Annotated in this window: 16 protein-coding genes; 11 read left to right on the plus strand and 5 right to left on the minus strand. The window is 68.0% G+C overall.

The genetic code is table 11. The annotated features are described in order from the left end of the window. Positions 1-65 precede the first annotated feature (65 nt). Positions 66-380, plus strand: a complete 315-nt coding sequence (locus tag ACT54L_RS22550; RefSeq protein WP_476087900.1) for an ElaB/YgaM/YqjD family protein — start codon at positions 66-68, stop codon at positions 378-380. A 161-nt stretch (positions 381-541) separates the two neighbouring features. Here the strand turns inward: ACT54L_RS22550 and ACT54L_RS22555 are convergent, their stop codons facing one another. Further along, positions 542-931, minus strand: a complete 390-nt coding sequence (locus ACT54L_RS22555; RefSeq protein ID WP_476087901.1) for a response regulator — start codon at positions 929-931, stop codon at positions 542-544. Positions 932-1,128: 197 nt separating this feature from the next. Then, positions 1,129-1,692 (minus strand): PRC-barrel domain-containing protein, encoded by a 564-nt coding sequence (locus ACT54L_RS22560; RefSeq protein WP_476087902.1) that lies wholly within the window; start codon positions 1,690-1,692, stop codon positions 1,129-1,131. A gap of 260 nt (positions 1,693-1,952) precedes the next feature. Between ACT54L_RS22560 and ACT54L_RS22565 the strand changes: the two genes are divergently transcribed. The 7 genes from ACT54L_RS22565 to ACT54L_RS22595 all read left to right on the plus strand — a co-directional run bounded on the left by ACT54L_RS22565 (position 1,953) and on the right by ACT54L_RS22595 (position 9,483). Beyond that, complete coding sequence (locus tag ACT54L_RS22565) at positions 1,953-2,246, plus strand: hypothetical protein (protein ID WP_476087903.1); 294 nt, start codon at positions 1,953-1,955, stop codon at positions 2,244-2,246. Positions 2,247-2,368: 122 nt separating this feature from the next. Then, positions 2,369-2,851: a tellurite resistance TerB family protein gene (locus tag ACT54L_RS22570; RefSeq protein WP_476087904.1), complete on the plus strand. Its 483-nt coding sequence runs from the start codon at positions 2,369-2,371 to the stop codon at positions 2,849-2,851. Continuing rightward, complete coding sequence (locus tag ACT54L_RS22575) at positions 2,832-3,620, plus strand: glutamine amidotransferase (protein ID WP_476087905.1); 789 nt, start codon at positions 2,832-2,834, stop codon at positions 3,618-3,620. Before ACT54L_RS22570 ends, ACT54L_RS22575 begins: the two co-directional genes overlap by 20 nt. Before the next feature lie 135 nt (positions 3,621-3,755). Continuing rightward, entirely contained in the window at positions 3,756-6,266 is a 2,511-nt protein-coding gene (locus ACT54L_RS22580; RefSeq protein ID WP_476087906.1) for an ATP-binding protein, read from the plus strand. A 28-nt stretch (positions 6,267-6,294) separates the two neighbouring features. Then, on the plus strand, positions 6,295-6,672 hold the full coding sequence (locus tag ACT54L_RS22585) for a response regulator (RefSeq protein WP_476087907.1): 378 nt from the start codon (positions 6,295-6,297) through the stop codon (positions 6,670-6,672). Positions 6,673-6,775: 103 nt separating this feature from the next. After that, a complete protein-coding gene (locus ACT54L_RS22590) occupies positions 6,776-7,702 on the plus strand; it encodes a sugar phosphate isomerase/epimerase family protein (RefSeq protein WP_476087908.1) in 927 nt (308 codons plus the stop codon). A gap of 128 nt (positions 7,703-7,830) precedes the next feature. Beyond that, positions 7,831-9,483 carry an FMN-binding glutamate synthase family protein gene (locus ACT54L_RS22595; protein ID WP_476087909.1) on the plus strand — a complete coding sequence of 551 codons (1,653 nt, stop codon included), beginning with the start codon at positions 7,831-7,833 and terminating at the stop codon, positions 9,481-9,483. A gap of 75 nt (positions 9,484-9,558) precedes the next feature. Here ACT54L_RS22595 and paaZ read toward each other — a convergent pair whose 3' ends face one another. From paaZ to paaN, 3 genes are all read right to left on the minus strand, one after another. Continuing rightward, entirely contained in the window at positions 9,559-11,637 is a 2,079-nt protein-coding gene (gene paaZ / locus ACT54L_RS22600) for a phenylacetic acid degradation bifunctional protein PaaZ (RefSeq protein ID WP_476087910.1), read from the minus strand. A gap of 109 nt (positions 11,638-11,746) precedes the next feature. Beyond that, positions 11,747-12,955: a 3-oxoadipyl-CoA thiolase gene (gene pcaF / locus ACT54L_RS22605; RefSeq protein WP_476087911.1), complete on the minus strand. Its 1,209-nt coding sequence runs from the start codon at positions 12,953-12,955 to the stop codon at positions 11,747-11,749. Positions 12,956-12,977: 22 nt separating this feature from the next. Then, positions 12,978-14,627: a phenylacetic acid degradation protein PaaN gene (paaN, locus tag ACT54L_RS22610; RefSeq protein WP_476087912.1), complete on the minus strand. Its 1,650-nt coding sequence runs from the start codon at positions 14,625-14,627 to the stop codon at positions 12,978-12,980. 123 nt (positions 14,628-14,750) lie between these two features. Here paaN and paaG point away from each other — a divergent pair, with 123 nt between their 5' ends. From paaG to paaK, 3 genes are read left to right on the plus strand one after another with little or no spacing between them, the layout of a single operon-like run. After that, entirely contained in the window at positions 14,751-15,539 is a 789-nt protein-coding gene (gene paaG, locus ACT54L_RS22615) for a 2-(1,2-epoxy-1,2-dihydrophenyl)acetyl-CoA isomerase PaaG (protein WP_476087913.1), read from the plus strand. Continuing rightward, entirely contained in the window at positions 15,536-16,024 is a 489-nt protein-coding gene (gene paaI / locus ACT54L_RS22620) for a hydroxyphenylacetyl-CoA thioesterase PaaI (protein ID WP_476087914.1), read from the plus strand. The genes paaG and paaI overlap by 4 nt, the downstream gene beginning before the upstream one ends. Before the next feature lie 18 nt (positions 16,025-16,042). Continuing rightward, positions 16,043-17,374 (plus strand): phenylacetate--CoA ligase PaaK, encoded by a 1,332-nt coding sequence (paaK, locus tag ACT54L_RS22625; RefSeq protein ID WP_476087915.1) that lies wholly within the window; start codon positions 16,043-16,045, stop codon positions 17,372-17,374. Positions 17,375-17,961 lie beyond the last annotated feature (587 nt).

Below are 17,961 nucleotides of genomic sequence, written 5' to 3' on the forward strand. Positions count from 1 at the left end.
TTTGCCGACAGACGGCCTCACCGAACCCTGCCCGCCCCCGGCGGGTCCACAAGGAGAGACGACACATGGTGGACAATCCCGGCTTCACCGCCGACACCCATGAGGGCCAGAAGTCCGGCGATGCGCTCGCCGAGCTGCGCAGTGACCTCGCCGCGCTAAAGGCGGACTTGGCGCAACTCACGGACACCCTGGGCAAGACCGCGCGTGACGGCGTCAAGGGCGCGACCACGGAGGCGGAAGTGGCCATGGGCGAAGTGACCGACTGGGCGGAAGACCAGTATCTCACGCTCCGCCATTCCATCCAGGCCCAGCCGGTGACGTCGATCGCCATCGCCGCCGGCGTCGGCTTCGTCCTCGGTCAGCTCTTCCTGCGCCGCTGACCTTGCTCGTGTGCAAAGGGCGGCGTCCCGCAAGGCGACGCCGCCCTTTTTTGGCCCTAGCGCGCTATTCACCGACCGGATTGAATCGCCGAAGCAATTCACTGTGAGGGGATCCGGCTCTGGAAACGACCTGCGCCGCATCAGCCACCGGGATAGCGGCTTCACAATGCGGGATTGGCCCGGCGCAAAGCGGCCAGCAGTGCCTCTCCGTCATAGGGCTTGGTCACGATGCCAATGCCGGGCTGACCGCGGAAGAGCGCCGTCAGCTCATCAGCCCCATATCCGCTGGCGATGACCACCGACAGGTCCGGCACTACCGCCCGCAGCTGCATCACCAGCGCGTCCCCCCGCACATCCGGCAAACCGAAATCCACAAGCGCCGCCCGGATCTCCGTCCCGGCGCCCCTGACGATGGAAAGTGCATCGGCCCCAGACGCGGCCAGATGCACGTCGAATCCCTCGTCCTCCAGAATCTGCTGGGCCACCAGGGCAACGAAGGGCTCGTCTTCCACAAGAAGAACCTGATGCCGAGACGGTTGCACTGTGGGCATCTCCCTTTTCATTGGGCCACGCTTGAGACAACGCTCCCGCCGCAGCGAAGCGGCATGCGAAGTCTTGTGGCAATCTCATCCTAAGATTCGGCGTTGGCGGTGCAACACAAGGCCCGCCGCCGCACTCCCTGCGCCGACGACGCAAAACCCCCGCCGCTGACGCGGCGGGGGTATGTCAGTCCTGAGAGCAGAACCGATCAGCGGGTGGTGGCGGGAGCCCCGGCGGGCGCGCCCGTGGTACCGGCGGCGCCGGTCCCGGTGGCCGTCCCGGTGCCGGTACGGCTGTATTCCTTGAACGTGGGCGCGTTCTTCAGCTCATCCTTGGACTTGTTGAGGATGACCTGGTCGCCGTCCGAATTGCGGACCATCTGCAGCGAGGTGAAGGGCACGGCCACATCCTTCTCGCCCATGCCCAGGAAACCGCCAACGCCGATAACGGCGCCAACCACGTTGCCGTTGCGGTCCAGCAGCACGTCGTTCACTTCGCCCACGGACTCGTCGCCCGTGCCACGGACCTTGGTCCCGATCAGGTTGGAGGCCAGCCACTGTTCCTGCATCTGCTCCGGGATGAATGCGGCCCCGCCGGTATTCATGTTGGAGGAGGTGCCCCCGGTGGCTGGGGAGGTCGCGCCCGGCGCGGCGGGAGCCGGCGTCGCAGAAGGGGCCGTCGTGGAGGGGGCCGATGGGGCGGTAGACTGCGCAAAAGCCGGCGCGGTCAGCATGACGGCCAGAGCGGCGGCAGACAGAAGTTCTTTCTTCATGCGTAACTCCCTCGTTGGCAGCTCGCATCCGAGCGGCGCGCTGCATGTGATTACGTGGAAAGAACACGAAAGAGCCGTTTTTGTTCCTGACTTCCCTTGCGTTAAATTTGAGCCAACCTGCCGCTGACCCCGCGTGGGCTCTTGAATACGAAAGCGGCATTCCCACATGTCTGGGGATCGAAGAACGGGAGGGAATAGGCATCGCCGCCCCTCCGTGCCAATAAGCATCGGAACGCCGAGTGGTTCCGGGAGGCAGGATCATGATGGACTTTCTCACCCGGGGCTTTCGTCTCGGGACCGCAGCGGCCGTCGCCGCTGCCTTTGCCGCATCCTTGGGCATGTGCCCGGCGGTCGCGCAGACCCGCACCACCACGACGCCGCCCGCGTCGCAGGTAATTATCGTCCCCGTGCCACAGGCTTCGGTGCCCACCCCGCGCCAAAACATGATCCCACCGCCCGCGCCAGTGACGCGCCCGGGTGAAGGCGATTCCACCACGCGCATCAATGGGGACTATCGCTCCCGCATGCCTGCGCCACAGATGCCAAACCAATAAGGGCGGCCCCGGCGCCACACCTCGCGCAGAATTTAACCGGGCGGAAGGCCTGCTCTCAGCTTCGCCTTGTTCCCGTCGCGCGCTTCAGGCACCAAAAGGAGCCAGAGGCCCGAGGGAAAGCCATGTTCCGCGTCCTGTCCGACTTCATCTCAGAGATCACCGGCGGCCACCGGGACGCGGCCGCCTTTGCGGAGAACGATTATCGCCTCGCCGCGGCCGTCCTCCTCGTCCACGTCATGTCCATCGACGGCGCCGTGACCGAGGACGAACGCGAGATCGTCCAGCGCATCCTGTCCTCCCGCTTCGATCTGGACGAGGAACAAACCCGCGCCCTCATTGATCTGGCCATCGCCCGCGATGCGGAGGCGGTGGATCTTTATGCCTTCACCAGCATCCTGAACCGCGCCATGGATGACGAAGGCCGCCGCCGGGTGGTGGAGATGATGTTCGAGGTGGCCTATGCGGACGGCGGGCTGACCGAGTTCGAGGACAACCTCGTCTGGCGCGCGGCAGAACTTTTGCATGTAGGTTCGAGAGAGCGCGTCCAGATCCGGCGCGAGGTCCGTGAGGAGGCGGAAGCGGAAGGTGGACAGACGGAGCAGTGACGAAGGGTGGAGCGGCGGGAATTCCCCCGCGCCGATCACCCGCCGCGAGCGCATCCTGATCATCCTGCACCAAGCGCATTCCACTCCGGGGCGCATTGGGATGCGGCTGGAACAGCGCGGCTATGACCTGGACGTGCGCCGCCCCGCCCTCGGCGACGACCTGCCCACCACCATGGACGCCCATGCCGGCGCGGTGGTGTTTGGCGGCCCCATGAGCGCCAATGATGACCTGCCCTGGATCCGCCGCGAGATCGATTTTGTCGGCATGGTCATGGCGGCGGACAAGCCCTTGCTGGGGGTGTGCCTGGGTGCCCAGTTGATGGCTGTGCAATTGGGCGCGCGTGTGGAGCGGCACGGAGAGGGCCTCAGTGAGATCGGCTATTATCCGGTCCGCCCGACCCCCGCGAGCGAGGGCGTCCTGCCCTGGCCGAGCCATGTCTATCACTGGCATTCGGAAGGCTTCGAGCTGCCGTCCGGCTCTGACCTGCTGGCGTGCGGGGATGTCTTCCCCAACCAGGCGTTTCGCCATGGACGCTGCGCCTATGGCATCCAGTTCCACCCGGAAGTCACCCACGAAATGATGTGCCGCTGGACCACGCGGGGGGCCGCCAAGCTCGGCCTTCCGGGGGCGCAACCGGGCGAAGCGCACTTTGAGGGCTGGTCGCGCTACGATCCGGCCATCTGCCGCTGGCTCACGGGTTTCCTGGACCTTTGGCTGTCGCGCCAAGACGAGCCGAAGGCCGCCACTTTCGGCACAGCTGGGGCTTGACCATTTGCCCGTTGGCTTGGCACGACGACAGATGGCAGGATGCGGGCTGCTTCTTCCTCCCAAAAGCGCGCCAGGGTACGGGGGGCGCTCGGGGGCGGCACGCGCTCCCCGCGGTCGAAATGAAAGGTCGGTGGGATGTCCGGAAAGGCGCAGCCGCGTTTCGAGCGGCGCAGGCACCGGCGGGGCATCCGGCGCGTCACCGCAGTCACCGTGCTGGCCGCGCTCGTGGCGGTCACCATCGTGCTCGCCGTGGGCTTTGCCACATTCAAGGAATTTGCGGCGGGCAACCACCTGCGGGAGGACCTGCTTTATTCCTCGTCCATCCGCGACAATCTCCAGCGCATTTACGAGGACCTGCTGCAGGCGGAGAGCGGCACGCTTGGCTATGTGATTACCGGGCGCGAAGAGTTCCTGGCGCCGCTTGAGCGCACCCGCACCCAGATCGCGGACGAGATCGCCTCTCTGGCGCGGCTCGCGGTGGAGCGCCCCCAGCACGCCGCCACGCTGAAGGAACTCGCCCGTTATGCGGAAGAGGAAATGCGGCTCCTGCGCGACATGGTCGCCACCCGCAACGCATCCGGCAGCATCTCCGCCGCCAGCGTGATGGAGACCCGGCGCGGAAAGTCCTTGATGGACGAGATCCGCTCCGCGGTGTCCGACATGTCGCGCGAGGAGGTGGCCGCCATCGAGCGCCGCACCTACGAGGTGCGTGTCGCAAGCCAGCGCACGCGGCAGACGGTGCTGCTCATGCTGGCAGCGGCCATCGCGGTGGTGGCCGGCTCGTCACTCGTCATCATCGCGCACCTGCTGGGCCGTCGGCGCGCGGAACTGGCCCTGGCCGATACGCTGGCCCGGCACCGGGCCATTCTTGCCAGCGCCATGGACGGCATCGTCACCATCGGCAGTTCCGGGCGCATTGAAACCAGCAACCCAGCCACCACCCGCATGTTCGGCTGGACGCAGGAAGAGCTCAATGCCCGCCCGGTGGCCGACCTCTTCACTTTGCCGGACGGCACCGAGCCCGGCGAGGCCCTGAGGCTGCTGGAAGACAATGCCGCCGACGGCGGGCACGCGGCGGAATTCACCGGCCGCCGCAAGGATGGTTCCAGCTTTCCCCTGGACGTGGCGGTTGGCCAGATGCGCGCGAGCGATGGCAATCACTTGGTGGCCATCCTCCACGACATCACCGAGCGCAAGCGCGCCGACATTGCCAAGAACGAATTCGTTTCCACCGTCAGCCATGAGCTGCGAACCCCGCTCACCTCCATTTCCGGCTCGCTGGGCCTCCTGGACGGAGGGGCCGCCGGCCCGCTGCCCGAGACGGCGAAGCGCCTCGTCACCATCGCCCACCAGAACAGCCGCCGGCTGGTGCGGCTCATCAACGACGTCCTCGACATCCAGAAGATGCAGTCCTCCACCCTCACCTTCGCCCGCGAGCCGGTCTCCATGACCGACGTGGCGCGCGAGGCGGTGGAACAAAATCTCGGTTTCGCCGCCCAGCATAATGTGCGCCTCAACCTGGAGATCACGGATCTGGACACCACCCTGGTGGGCGATCACGACCGCCTCATACAGGTCCTGACCAACCTCATCTCCAATGCGGTGAAATTCTCCCCGGCCGAGGGCATCGTGGAGCTGCGGGTGGACCGCAGCGAGGAGATGGTGCGCGTCTCCGTGCAGGATCACGGAACGGGCATCCCGCCCTCGTTCCGGGGCAGCATGTTCACGCGCTTTGCCCAGGCCGACAATTCCGATACCCGCCAACGGGGGGGCACCGGTCTCGGCCTGGCGATCGTCAAGGAGATCGTGGACCATCACAATGGCCGGGTCTCGTTCGAGACCGAGGAAGGCGTGGGCACCACCTTCCATGTGGATCTGCCGGCCCGCCTGCCTCTGCAGGCCTCCCCGGCCAATCCCGCCGTCACCCCCCTGCTGGTGGTGGACAGCGACCCCGCCCGCGCGCAGGCCGTCGCCCAGGACCTTGAGGCCCTCGGCCTCGGCATCGAGGTGGCCGTCACCGCCGCCGAGGCGGAAGGCCGGGCGGCCTTGCGCGCCTATGGCGTGATCCTGATCGCCCCCACTCTGCGGGACCGGGACGGCATCGGGCTGATCCGCACCTTGCGGCGGTCGGATCGCACGCGGCTGACGCCGCTCTTTCTTCTCGCCTCTCCCGATCCGGACGCCGTGGCGCAGGACGGCACACGCGTCCTGCCCATCGCCGACTGGCTCGACATGCCGCCGGACCAGCAGCGTCTCGCCGCGCTCGCCCTGCGCTTCGGCATGGGGGCCCCAAAGCCGCCGCTGCTGCATGTGTGCCCCTCCGGCGAGCTGCGCCGGCGCTTTGCCGAAGCAGCCCGGGAGACGGCGACCGTCTTCGCCACCGCCTCGGCGGACGACGCCCAGGCGGCGCTGGCCATGGGCGCCTGCACCTTTGCGGTGGTCGACCTGTCAGAGACCGGCCCGGCGCTGGATACCATGGTCCGCGCCCTCGCGGCGCTCGGACAGCGGGGCGTTCCCGTGGCGGGGTGCGCGCCGCAATTGCGTGACCGGGCGGTCAGCCTGGCCATCGAGGCCTTCGCCCATGTCCGCAGCCCCCAATTGCCGGCCGCCCGCGAGGTGGTGCGGACCGCCTTTCCCTCCGCCTGACCTCGTCCTTCCAACCTCCGGCCCACTCATGACCCTGCGCATCCTGTACGTGGACGACGAAGCCGACATCCGCGAGATCGTCGCCCTCTCGCTGAGCCTTGATCCGGGTATCCAGGTGGAGACCGCCGGATCCGGTATGGCCGCGCTGGAGCGGGCGCGCCGCGGCGACCTGGACCTCATCCTGCTCGACGTGATGATGCCAGTGATGGACGGGCCCGCCGCCTTCGCCGCACTGCGCAAGGACGAGGCAACCCGACACATTCCGGTCGGCTTCGTCACCGCCCGCACGCAGCAGCACGAGGTGGCCCATTTCCTGGATCTGGGCGCTGTGGGCGTCATCGCAAAGCCTTTCGATCCGATGACTCTCGCGATCCAAGTTCGAAGACTGTGTTCCCGCGCGGAATGACGCGGCGGCGCAGCATATCCTTGACTGCAATGCAAAATTCACGTGCCTTCAGCCACGTTCACGCCTAATGTCCCCGCTCCTGACGGATTGGGGGAATACGACCATGATCGCCGCCGTACAGAATGCGGGCATCCGGGGTATCGGTTATTCCATTCGCGCAACGTCACCGGACTTCGACGACCTGACCGGAAAGCTGGACGAGGCTGAGCGGCTGGGGGTCGACTTTGTCGAACTGCCCCTCTTCGCGTGGACGCTTATCGCCGGCGGCCGGGTGATGCCCGAGCGGCTGGAGACCCTGCAGCGGTGCCTGGAAGGTCGGCCGTTCGGCTACACGGTGCACGGGCATCTGGCCATCAACCTGATGGAAATCCCCGCCCGACTGCCCGCCCATGAGCGGCTTCTGGCCGCCGCCATCGAGGTGGCGGGCGCCATCGGCGCCGTCAACCTGGTGATCCATACCGGCTGCGTGCGCGATCCCGATGATTATGTGCGCCTTGCCTATGCCCGCCAGCGCGAAGCCCTCCAGCGGGCCGGAGACCTCGCCGCGCCGCGGGGCGTAACGGTGTGCGTCGAGAACGTCTTCGAGTTCGAGACCATGCGGGAAACCGCTTCCCCCTCGCGGCTGGCGGAAGAGATCGATTCCATCGCGCATCCCTTCGTTCGCGCCACCCTGGATGTAAGCCACGCCTTCCTTCGCTGCACCCAGGGCCGGCTGGATTTCCTTCCCGAAATTACCGCCCTGGCCCCGTTTGCCCGCCATGTGCACGTGCACGACAGCTTCGGCACGCCGGCGCGCAGCTGGGCCATTGACGACGCCGAGCGTCTTGCGCTGGGCGAAGGCGACCTGCACCTGCCCATCGGCTGGGGCTCGATCCCCTGGGAGACCATCGCCGACCAGGCCCGCCTGGATGCGGGGGCCATCCTCAACCTGGAACTGCACCGCCGCTATTGGTCGGAACTGCCGCTCCAGGTGTCGGCCATGCGGGCGCTCGAGGCCCGCTTCAAGGGCGCCCTGGCGGACGCCGCCTGAGGTGCCGCCCCGGCGCCAGCGGCTATAAAATACCAACCAACCTCTTTCGAGGCGGCTTTTCCGTAGGGCGGCCAAGCTCTACGGTGCCGGTCGGACTTGGCCTGGATAAAAACGAAGTGGGGAGTTACATGCCCTTCCACCTCAGTCAGAGCACGCGCCTTCTGCTCGGCCGCTACAGCACGTTCGGCATCATCCTGGCGCTGTGCGTTCTCACCCTGATCGCCTCCTTTGTCGGCAATCCGGCGTGGCTTTTTGCCTTTTGTGTCCTGTTTCCGCTGGCCTGGATCGGCGTGTTCGACGTGACGCAGGAGAGCCACTCCCTGCTGCGCAACTATCCCGTCATCGGCTCCATGCGCTGGGTGTTCGAGGCGCTGCGTCCCTACCTGCGCCAGTATATCGTCGAGGACGACCTGGAGGGGCATCCCTATAATCGCAACCAGCGCTCGCTGATCTATGCCCGCGCCAAGAGCCAGGAAGATCGCCAGACCTTCGGCACCGAGCTCGACACCAACGCCTCCCATTATGAGTGGATGACCCATTCCATCTCGCCCATGACTGCTGCGGAAGAGCCATTCCGGGTGATGGTCGGAGAAGGCACCTGCGCCAAGCCCTATGCCGCTGCCACCCTCAACATCTCGGCCATGAGCTTTGGCTCCATGGGGCGCAATGCCATCGAGGCGCTCAATCTGGGCGCCAAGATGGGCGGCTTCTATCACGACACCGGCGAGGGCGGCCTCAGCCCCTATCACCGCATCCACGGCGGCGACATCGTCTGGGAGCTGGGCTCGGGCTATTTCGGCTGCCGCAACCGGGACGGCTCCTTCTCGTCCGAGCGGTTCGCCGAGAAAGCCACCGACCCGCAGGTCAAGATGGTGGAGATCAAGCTCTCCCAGGGCGCCAAGCCCGGCCATGGCGGCGTGCTGCCCGCCGCCAAGGTGACGCCGGAGATCGCCGAGATCCGGGGCATTCCCCTCGGCGAGGACTGCATCTCGCCCTCGCGCCACCCCGCCTTCGCGACCCCGGCCCAGATGATGGAGTTCGTCGCCCAACTGCGCGAATTGTCCGGCGGCAAGCCGGTGGGCATCAAACTGTGCGTCGGCCACCCGAGCGAGGTCTTCGCCATCGCCAAAGCCATGGTGAAGACGGGCATCCATCCCGACTTCGTGGTCATTGACGGCTCCGAGGGGGGCACCGGCGCGGCGCCCCAGGAGCTGGCCGATCATATGGGCATGCCCCTGCGCGAGGGCCTCGTGCTCATGCGCAATGCCCTGGTGGGCACCGGCCTTCGCCCGAAGGTGCGCCTCGCCGCCAGCGGCAAGGTCACGTCCGGCTTCTCCATGGCGGCCAACATGGCGGTGGGTGCCGACTGGTGCAATGCGGCCCGCGCCTTCATGTTCTCGCTGGGCTGCGTCATGTCCATGCGCTGCCACACCGGCCATTGCCCCACCGGTGTCACCACCAACGACCCGCACCTCCAGCGGGGCCTCGTGGTGTCCGACAAGGCCGAGCGCGTGGCAAGCTACCAGCGCCACACGGTCGCCGCGCTGGCGGACCTCGTGGCTGCGGCGGGCCTTGCCCATCCCAGCGAACTTGCCCCGCACCATGTCTGGCACCGGATCACGCCGGTGGAGGCGAAGGCCCTGGACAAGCTCTATCCCTTCCTTGACCCCGGCATTCTTCTGGAGACGCCGGAGGCCACCCCCTATGCCGCCGAATGGGCGGCCGCCCACGCGGACAGCTTCACCCCCGTCCAGTCGGTGGGCCCGCGCCGGGCGGCCTGACCGCCCCGGCAGGCTTCGCGAAAGCAACGGCCCCGGTCGAACCGACCGGGGCCGTTGTCATATGTGGTCCTACGATCAGGCGGACGGGGTACGGGCGCTCATGGTGAGCAGCTCGTAGCGGGCGACCGTCTCGCCAGTCTGGTTGAACACTTCCGCATCCCACCGCACTTCGCCATAGGCCGGCAGCCGCGCGGCCTGCTTCTGCTTGACGGTGAGGCGCACCCGGATCTCGTCGCCGGGCGAGACGGGCTTCAGGAAGCGCAGATTGTCGAGGCCGTAATTGGCCAGCAGCGGGCCGGGCGCCGGGTCCACGAACAGGCCGGCGGCGAAGGACAGGATGAGGTAGCCGTGCGCCACCCGGCCCGGGAAGAAGGGATTGGCCTTGGCCGCCTCTTCGTCCATGTGGGCATAGAAGGTGTCGCCGGTGAAATGGGCGAAATGCTCGATGTCGTCCAGAGAGATAACACGGCTCGCTGTCTCCACGCTCTCGCCGATGGAGAGGGCGTCGAACGGCCGCTTGAAGGGATGTTCGGGCGTGACCGGCGCTGGCGCGCCCTTGATCCAGGAGCGGGTCAGGCTGGAGAGCCGTGCCGGCGAGCCCTGGAGGGCGGTGCGCTGCATATAGTGGAACACGCCCCGCAGGCCGCCCATTTCCTCGCCGCCGCCGGCCCGTCCGGGGCCGCCATGGACGAGGCCAGGAAGGGGCGAGCCGTGGCCGGTGGATTCCTTGGCGCAGTCGCGGTCCACCACCAGCACCCGGCCATGATGGGACGCGATGCCGAACACCAGTTCCTCCGCCACGGCGGCATCATAGGTGAAGACGGACGCCACCAGGCTCCCCTCCCCCTTGGCCACGATGGCAACCGCGTCGGCGAGGCTGTCATAGGGCATGAGGGTCGCCACCGGCCCGAAGGCCTCCACTGCGTGGGGCGCGTGGGCCTCGATAGGACGGTCGCACTGGAGCAGGACGGGCGCCAGGAAGGCGCCGGTGGCGGCATCGGCGCCCACCGGATCGACCGTCGCCGGATCGCCGGCGATAATCTTCGCCTCGGTCGCGATCTCCGCAATGGCCGCGCGCACCGCCTCGCGCTGGGCAAGGGAGGCCAGCGCGCCCATGCGCACCTCGTCCCGGCGGGGATCGCCGATGCGGATGGCGGCAAGCTGGGCGGAGAGCGCCTCGGCCACGTCTCCCACCACGGCGCGGGGCACCAGGATGCGGCGGATGGCCGTACATTTCTGACCCGCCTTCACCGTCATCTCGCGCACCACCTCTTTCACGAAGAGGTCGAACTCCGGCACCCCCGGCGTCGCGTCGGGTCCCAGCACGGCGGCATTGAGGCTGTCCCGCTCCGCGATGAAGCGAACCGCGTTGCGCGAAACCACAGGATGATTGCGCAGCGCGTCGGAGGTCTCCGCCGAGCCGGTGAAGGACAGCACGTCCTGTCCGGTCAGATGGTCCAGCAGATTGCCCGTGGATCCACAGACGAACTGGAACGCGCCCTCCGGCAGGGCACCCGACTCCACGATTAGCCGCGCCAGCGCCTCGGCCACATAGGCGGTGGCGGTGGCCGGCTTGGTGATGACGGGGACGCCGGCCAGGATGGCGGGCGCCAGCTTTTCCAAGAGGCCCCAGCAGGGGAAGTTGAAGGCGTTGATATGCACCGCTACGCCCTGGAGCGGCGTCAGGATATGGGTGCCCAGGAAGGAGCCGCCCTTGGACAGGCTTTCGGGCGTGCCTTCCACCACGAAGCGTTCGCTCGGCAATTCGCGGCGACCGCGCGAGGCATAGGCATAGAGGGTGCCGATGCCGCCATCGATGTCGATGAGGTTGTCCCGCTTGGTGGCGCCGGTCAGGAGCGCCAGGGCATAGAGCGGCTCCTTGCGCTCGGAGAGATAGGCGGCCAGGGCCTTCAGCCGATCGGCGCGCTCATGAAAGGTCATGGCCCTCAGTGCCGGCCCGCCCACGGCGCGGGCGTGGTGGACCATGGCGGCGAAGTCGAGCCCCTTTGTGGAGGTCCGCGCCACGATGGTCCCGTCAATGGCGCTGGGAATGTCCACCGCATCGGGGCCGGTCGGCACGAAGCGGCCCAGCGCATAGCTTTCAAGCGCCAGCGGCGCGGCAGAGACATCAAGGGAAGCGGCGGCGTTTGTCATGGCGTGCCTTTTTCTGCCTGGAGGTGAGCAGCCGGGCCGAGCCGGGTGCGTCCTGTGTCTTCGAGGAGAAGAGGCCGCGCCCTCAGGCGCGGCGTCCTGTAGCGCTGGCTCACACCCGCTCAATGAGCGCGGCAATCCCCTGCCCGACGCCGATGCACATGGTGGCCACCGCCCGCTTGCCGCCCCGCACCTCCAGCGCGCTCACCGCCGTCATGGCGAGACGGGCGCCGGACATGCCCAGCGGATGGCCGAGCGCGATGGCGCCCCCGTGCGGATTGACGTGCTCGGCATCGTCCGGGAGGCCCAACTGGCGCAGCACCGCCAAGGCCTGGGAGGCGAAGGCTTCGTTGAGTTCGATGAGATCAATGTCCGCCAGGGAAAGGCCATTCTTGGCCAGCAGCTTCTGCGTCGCCGGCGCCGGGCCAATGCCCATGATGCGTGGCGGCACGCCCGCCTGCACCACCGAGATGACGCGGGCGCGGGGCGTCAGGCAGTATTTCCGCGCCGCCGCCTCGGAGGCGAGGATCAGCGCCCCCGCCCCGTCATTGACGCCCGAGGCATTGCCAGCGGTCACCGAGCCACCTTCCTTTCGGAACGGCGTCTTCAGGGCCGCGAGCTGTTCGAGCGTGGTGTCGCCGCGCGGATGCTCGTCCGCCTCCACCACCGCGACCGCGCCCTTCTTGCCTTTCACCGAGAGGGGCGCGATCTCGCGGGCGAAGAAGCCCGCCTCCTGCGCCGCCTTGGTGCGCTGCTGGGAGCGCCAGGCAAAGAGGTCCTGGTCGGCGCGGGAGATGGCGAAGTCCTCGGCCACGTTCTCGCCGGTCTCCGGCATGGAATCGACGCCGTACTGGGCCTTCATGAGCGGGTTGATGAAGCGCCAGCCAATGGTGGTGTCGAAGATTTCCGCCTGCCGCGAGAAGGCCTCCGTCGCCTTGCCCTGCACGAAGGGCGCGCGGGTCATGCTTTCCACACCGCCGGCAATGATGAGGTCTGCGTCACCGGTCATGATGGCGCGGGCCCCCATGCCCACCGCATCCAGGCCCGAGCCGCACAGCCGGTTGATGGTGGTGCCCGGCGCGCTCACGGGCAGGCCGGCCAGCAGGGCGGCCATGCGGGCCACGTCGCGGTTGTCCTCGCCCGCCTGGTTGGCGCAGCCGAGGATCACGTCGTCCACCGCCTCCCAGTCCACGCCCCCATTGCGTTCTTTCAGGACGCGGATGGGATGGGCGGCCAGATCGTCGGCGCGCACATCCTTCAGGGCGCCGGCATAGCGGCCAATGGGCGTGCGGGCGAAGTCGCAGATAAAGGCATCGACCATGTCTGTCTCCAATCTGTCCGGCTCAGGCGGCAGCGGCCGGGCGGCGCACGCACACGATGCGGAAGCGGCCGGCGATGTAGGCGGCGTCGGTGAGGCACGCATTGCCGGCGGGGTTGGCGCCGGTCACGTGATAGTCCGAGAAGGCCGCGCTCTGGTTCACATAGATGCCGCCGGTCAGGTTCACCGACAGGGCGACGCCGGCTTGCGCGCTGGCCTTTGCGGCGGCGCGGATCTCGTCTTCATCCGTGCTGTAGAGGGCGGCCGTGATGGCGCCCTTCTCGCGGGCCGCATGGGCGGCGCGGGCGATGCCCTCGGCCGCATCGTCCACCGCCACCAGGAAGGCGATGGGGCCGAAGCGCTCCTCCAGATAGGCCGCCTCGTCGGCGGCCTCAACGGCGAGGAGCAGCGGCGTCGCGGTGCGGGCGGCGCCGTCCAAGGGCGCGCTGTCCCGCACAATGCGGCCGAGGCTGCGGGCGGCGGCGATGCGGTCCAGGGTCGCCGGGTTCTGGATGGCGCCCAGCACGGCAGCGGCGCGGGCGGGATCGGCGAGCAGCGCATCGATGGCGCCAGCTATGCCCATCGCCACCTCCTCGAAGCTCTTATGGCCCTCGTCGGTGGCGATGCCGCCGCGCGGGATGAAGAGCGTCTGCGGCGCCGTGCACATCTGCCCGCTATAGAGCGAGAGCGAGAAGGCGATGTTCTGGCACATGCCGGCGAAGCTCGCCGTGGAGGCGATGACGATGGTGTTGACGCCCGCCTCCTCCGTGAACAGCAGCGTGCCGCGCAGATGGTCGCGCAGCCAGCCGCCGAAGGCCGGCGAGCCGGTGAAGTCGACGATGCCCACCGCCGGATGGGTGGCGAGGTCCTTGGCGAGCGGCGCCTCGGCCGTGTCGGGCGCCAGTTGCAGGACATCGGGATCAAAGCCCGCCTCGGCCAGCACCTGCCGGCCGATCTGCACGGTCAAGGCCAGCGGCAGGATGGCGGCCGGATGGGGTTTGACGATCACCGCATTGCCGGTGGCGAGGTTGGCGAAGAGCGCCGGATAGCTGTTCCAGGTGGGGAAGGTGGCGCAACCGATGACGAGGCCGAGGCCGCGCGGGACGATGTGGAAGTCCTTGTCGAGCCGGATGGTGCTGCGCCCCGCCGGCTTTTCCCAGCGCACCGCGCCAGGCACCTCGGCCATCTCCTTATAGGCGTAGGCGACGGCTTCGAGGCCCCGGTCCTGGGCATGCGGGCCGCCGGCCTGGAAGGCCATGGCGAAGGCCTGGCCGGTGGTGTGCTCCACCGCATGGGCCATCAGGAAGCTGGCTGTGTTGAGCCGCACCAGGATTTCAAGCGCGACCCCAACCCGTGCCTCGACCGAGGCCTCGGCCCAAGCCGGCGCGGCGCGCCGGGCGGCGGCCACCAGAGCTTCAGCGCTCAAGGCGGGATAGGTGATGCCGAGCTTCAGGCCATAGGGCGAGAGCTCGCCGCCAACGGGAGCAAGATCGCCGGTCTGATCCAGGTCGAAGGGGCGGCCGATGAGGGCCTCGAAGGCGGCCTTTCCCTCTGCCGGCGCCGCCTCGCCATAGGTGCGCGGCACCTCCGAGAAGGCGCTCCAGAAGCCGCGCTCGCGGGTTGCCGTGACCGCAGCCTCCAGAAGCGCGCGGTGCGCCTGGAACAGATCAGCCATACTCTCCTCCCTGATGGCGGAGCCGTGCGCCCGTCTGTTGACAAGCTCGCCCCTTGCGCTAAAGATTAACCGATCGATCGGTTAATTCAAGAGGCTCATACAGAGCCCGACTGGGAGGATGGAGTGGAGCCAATTCTTCTCGTGGACCGCCACGAAGGCTGGACCGCGCTGACGCTGAACCGGCCGGACCGGCTCAATTCCTTCAATGAGGACCTGCACCGGGCACTGGCCGGCGCGCTCGATGAGGCCGGTCAGGACGAAGGCGTGCGCGCGGTCCTGCTCACGGGCGCGGGACGGGGGTTCTGCGCCGGGCAGGATTTGAGCGACCGGTCCCCCTCTGATGCCCCGCGCGACCTCGGCGCCACCATCGAGGCCTTCTACAATCCCCTGGTCCGCCGCATCCGAGCTTTGCGCAAGCCGGTGGTGTGCGCGGTCAACGGGGTCGCGGCGGGAGCGGGGGCGAACATCGCGCTCGCCTGCGACATCGTGCTGGCGGCCCGCTCGGCCAAGTTCATCCAGGCCTTCGCCAAGATCGGGCTGGTGCCGGATTCGGGGGGCACCTATTTCCTGCCCCGCCTCATCGGCGATGCCCGGGCCCGCGCCTTGGCGCTGCTGGCCGAGCCGCTGCCGGCGGAGACCGCCGAGAGCTGGGGCCTGATCTGGAAGGCGGTGGACGATGCCGCGCTCCAGGAGGAAGCCCGCGCGCTGACCGCGCGCCTGGCCACCCAGCCGACCCAGGGCCTTGCCCTCACCAAGGCCGCCTTCAACGCCTCCGGCGGCAATGATCTCGACGCCCAGCTGGACCTGGAGCGCGACCTCCAGCGCCAGGCGGGACGGACCCCGGATTATGCGGAAGGCGTGAAAGCCTTCATGGAGAAGCGCGCGCCTCATTTTACCGGTCGCTCCTCATGAGCGCCCCGGCCTCCGCCGCGCCGACGCGCGACCCGGCCGAGGTGGCGCGCCTGTCCGCCGCCGCCATGTGGGCCACCGACAATGCGAGCCAGGGCCTCGGCATCGAGATCCTGGAGGTGGGCCCCGGCACCTCCAAGCTCGCCATGACGCTGGCCGACCACATGACCAATGGCCATGGCATGGCCCATGGCGGTTTCATCTTCGCGCTGGCCGACAGCGCCTTTGCCTTCGCCTGCAATTCCTATGGCGAGCGGGTGGTGGCGGCCCAGTGTGCCATCACCTATCTGCGGCCGGGCCTGAAGGGCCATCGCCTCATCGCCACGGGGCGCGAGGTGGCGCGGACCGGGCGCAGCGGCATCTATGACGTGACCGTCACGCAGGATGGCGTGACCATTGCTGAATTTCGCGGCCATTCCCGGCTCATCGGCGGCAGCATGCTGCCCGAGGTCGGGGACGAGAACCGCCCCTCGCAAACGCGACCTTGAGTGGAGGAGACGAACCCCATGGCTCTCCCGGCCTATGCCTTCGACCGCGACGTGAAGGGCGGCCTCGACGCCGCCGAGCGCGCCTCCCGCGACGAGATCCAGGCGCTCCAGCTGGAGCGCCTGTCCTGGTCGCTGCGCCATGCCTATGACAACGTGCCCTTCTACCGGGCCCAGTTCGACGCGGCCGGCGTTCACCCGTCCGACCTCAAGCGCCTGTCGGACCTGTCCAAATTCCCCTTCACGGTGAAGACCGACCTGCGGGATCACTATCCCTTCGGCCTGTTCGCCGTGCCGCGGGAGAAGCTCGCCCGCATTCATGGTTCCTCGGGCACCACGGGCAAGCCCATCGTGGTCGGCTATACGCAGGCCGATATCGACATGTGGGCCGACGTGATGGCCCGCTCCATCCGCGCCGCCGGCGTGCGGCCGGGGCAGATGGTGCATGTGGCCTATGGCTATGGCCTGTTCACCGGCGGGCGCGGCGCCCATTACGGCGCCGAGCGGCTCGGCTGCACGGTGGTGCCCATGTCGGGCGGCATGACCGAGCGCCAGGTGCAGCTCATCCACGACTTCAAGCCGGACGCCATCATGGTGACGCCCAGCTACATGCTGGCGCTCATGGACGGCTTCCTGAAGGCCGGCATCGACCCGCGCACCACCTCGCTCAAATATGGCATCTTCGGCGCCGAGCCCTGGACCAATGCCATGCGGACGGAGATCGAGCAGGCCTTCGCGCTGGATGCCACTGACATTTATGGCCTGTCCGAAGTCATCGGCCCCGGCGTCGCCCAGGAATGCGTGGAGACCAAGGACGGCCTGCACATCTGGGAGGATCATTTCTACCCGGAGGTGATCGATCCCATCACCGGCGAGGTGCTGCCCGACGGCGCCAAGGGCGAACTGGTCTTCACCTCGCTGACCAAGGAAGCCTTTCCCATCATCCGCTACCGCACGCGGGACCTGACCCGCCTGCTGCCGGGCACCGCACGGCCGGGCATGCGGCGCATGGAGAAGGTGACCGGGCGCTCGGACGACATGATCATCCTGCGGGGCGTGAACGTCTTCCCCACCCAGATCGAGGAGATCCTGCTGAAGGCCGAGACCTGCTCGGGCCATTATCAGCTGGAGCTGATCCGCGAAGGCCGCATGGACGAGATGATCGTGCATGCGGAAATCCGCGAGGACCGCTGGGCGGGCGCCAATCTGGACGCGGTGGCCGGCCAGATCCTCGCCCGCATCAAGGACACGGTGGGCATCACCACCCGCATCGAGCTGCACGAGCCCGGCGGCATCGAGCGCACCGCCGCCGGCAAGGCCAAGCGCATCATCGACCGCCGGCCGAAGGACTAAGGGGTTGGGCCGCGGCCGTGGTGTCATGCGGCCCTCCCGCCCCGTCCTCCCGGGGTCTTTGCCCCCTCCCTAACCCTCCCCCGCTTTGCGGGAGAGGGAACTTTAGTGCGCCCGGTCGGGGCGGAGCTTTGCCCGTCATGGCGGCTGTCATCCGGACCTTTTCCCCCGGCGCGACCGGCCCCCTCTCCCGCAAAGCGGGGGAGGGTTGGGGAGGGGGACATGTCGGACGATGAAGCGTCCTCCTCCCCCAAGCCGCGCCCCACCTTTTTCCTCAACTTCTCCCCACCCTGGGTCTTTGCCCCCTCCCTATCCCTCCCCCGCTTTGCGGGAGAGGGGACTTTGGTGCGCCCGGTTAGGGCCGAGCTTTGCCCGTCATGGCGGCTGTCATCCGGACCTTTTCACCGGCGTGACCGGCCCCCTCTCCCGCGAAGCGGGGGAGGGTTGGGGAGTGGGAAGCAAGGATGAAGCGTCCTCCTCCCCCAAGCCGCGCCCCACCTTTTTCCTCAACTTCTCCCCATCCTGGGTCTTTGCCCCCTCCCTAACCCTCCCCCGCTTTGCGGGAGAGGGGACGTTGGTGCGCTTGGTAG

The sequence above is a fragment of the Aquabacter sp. DMC10 genome (assembly GCF_056314145.1).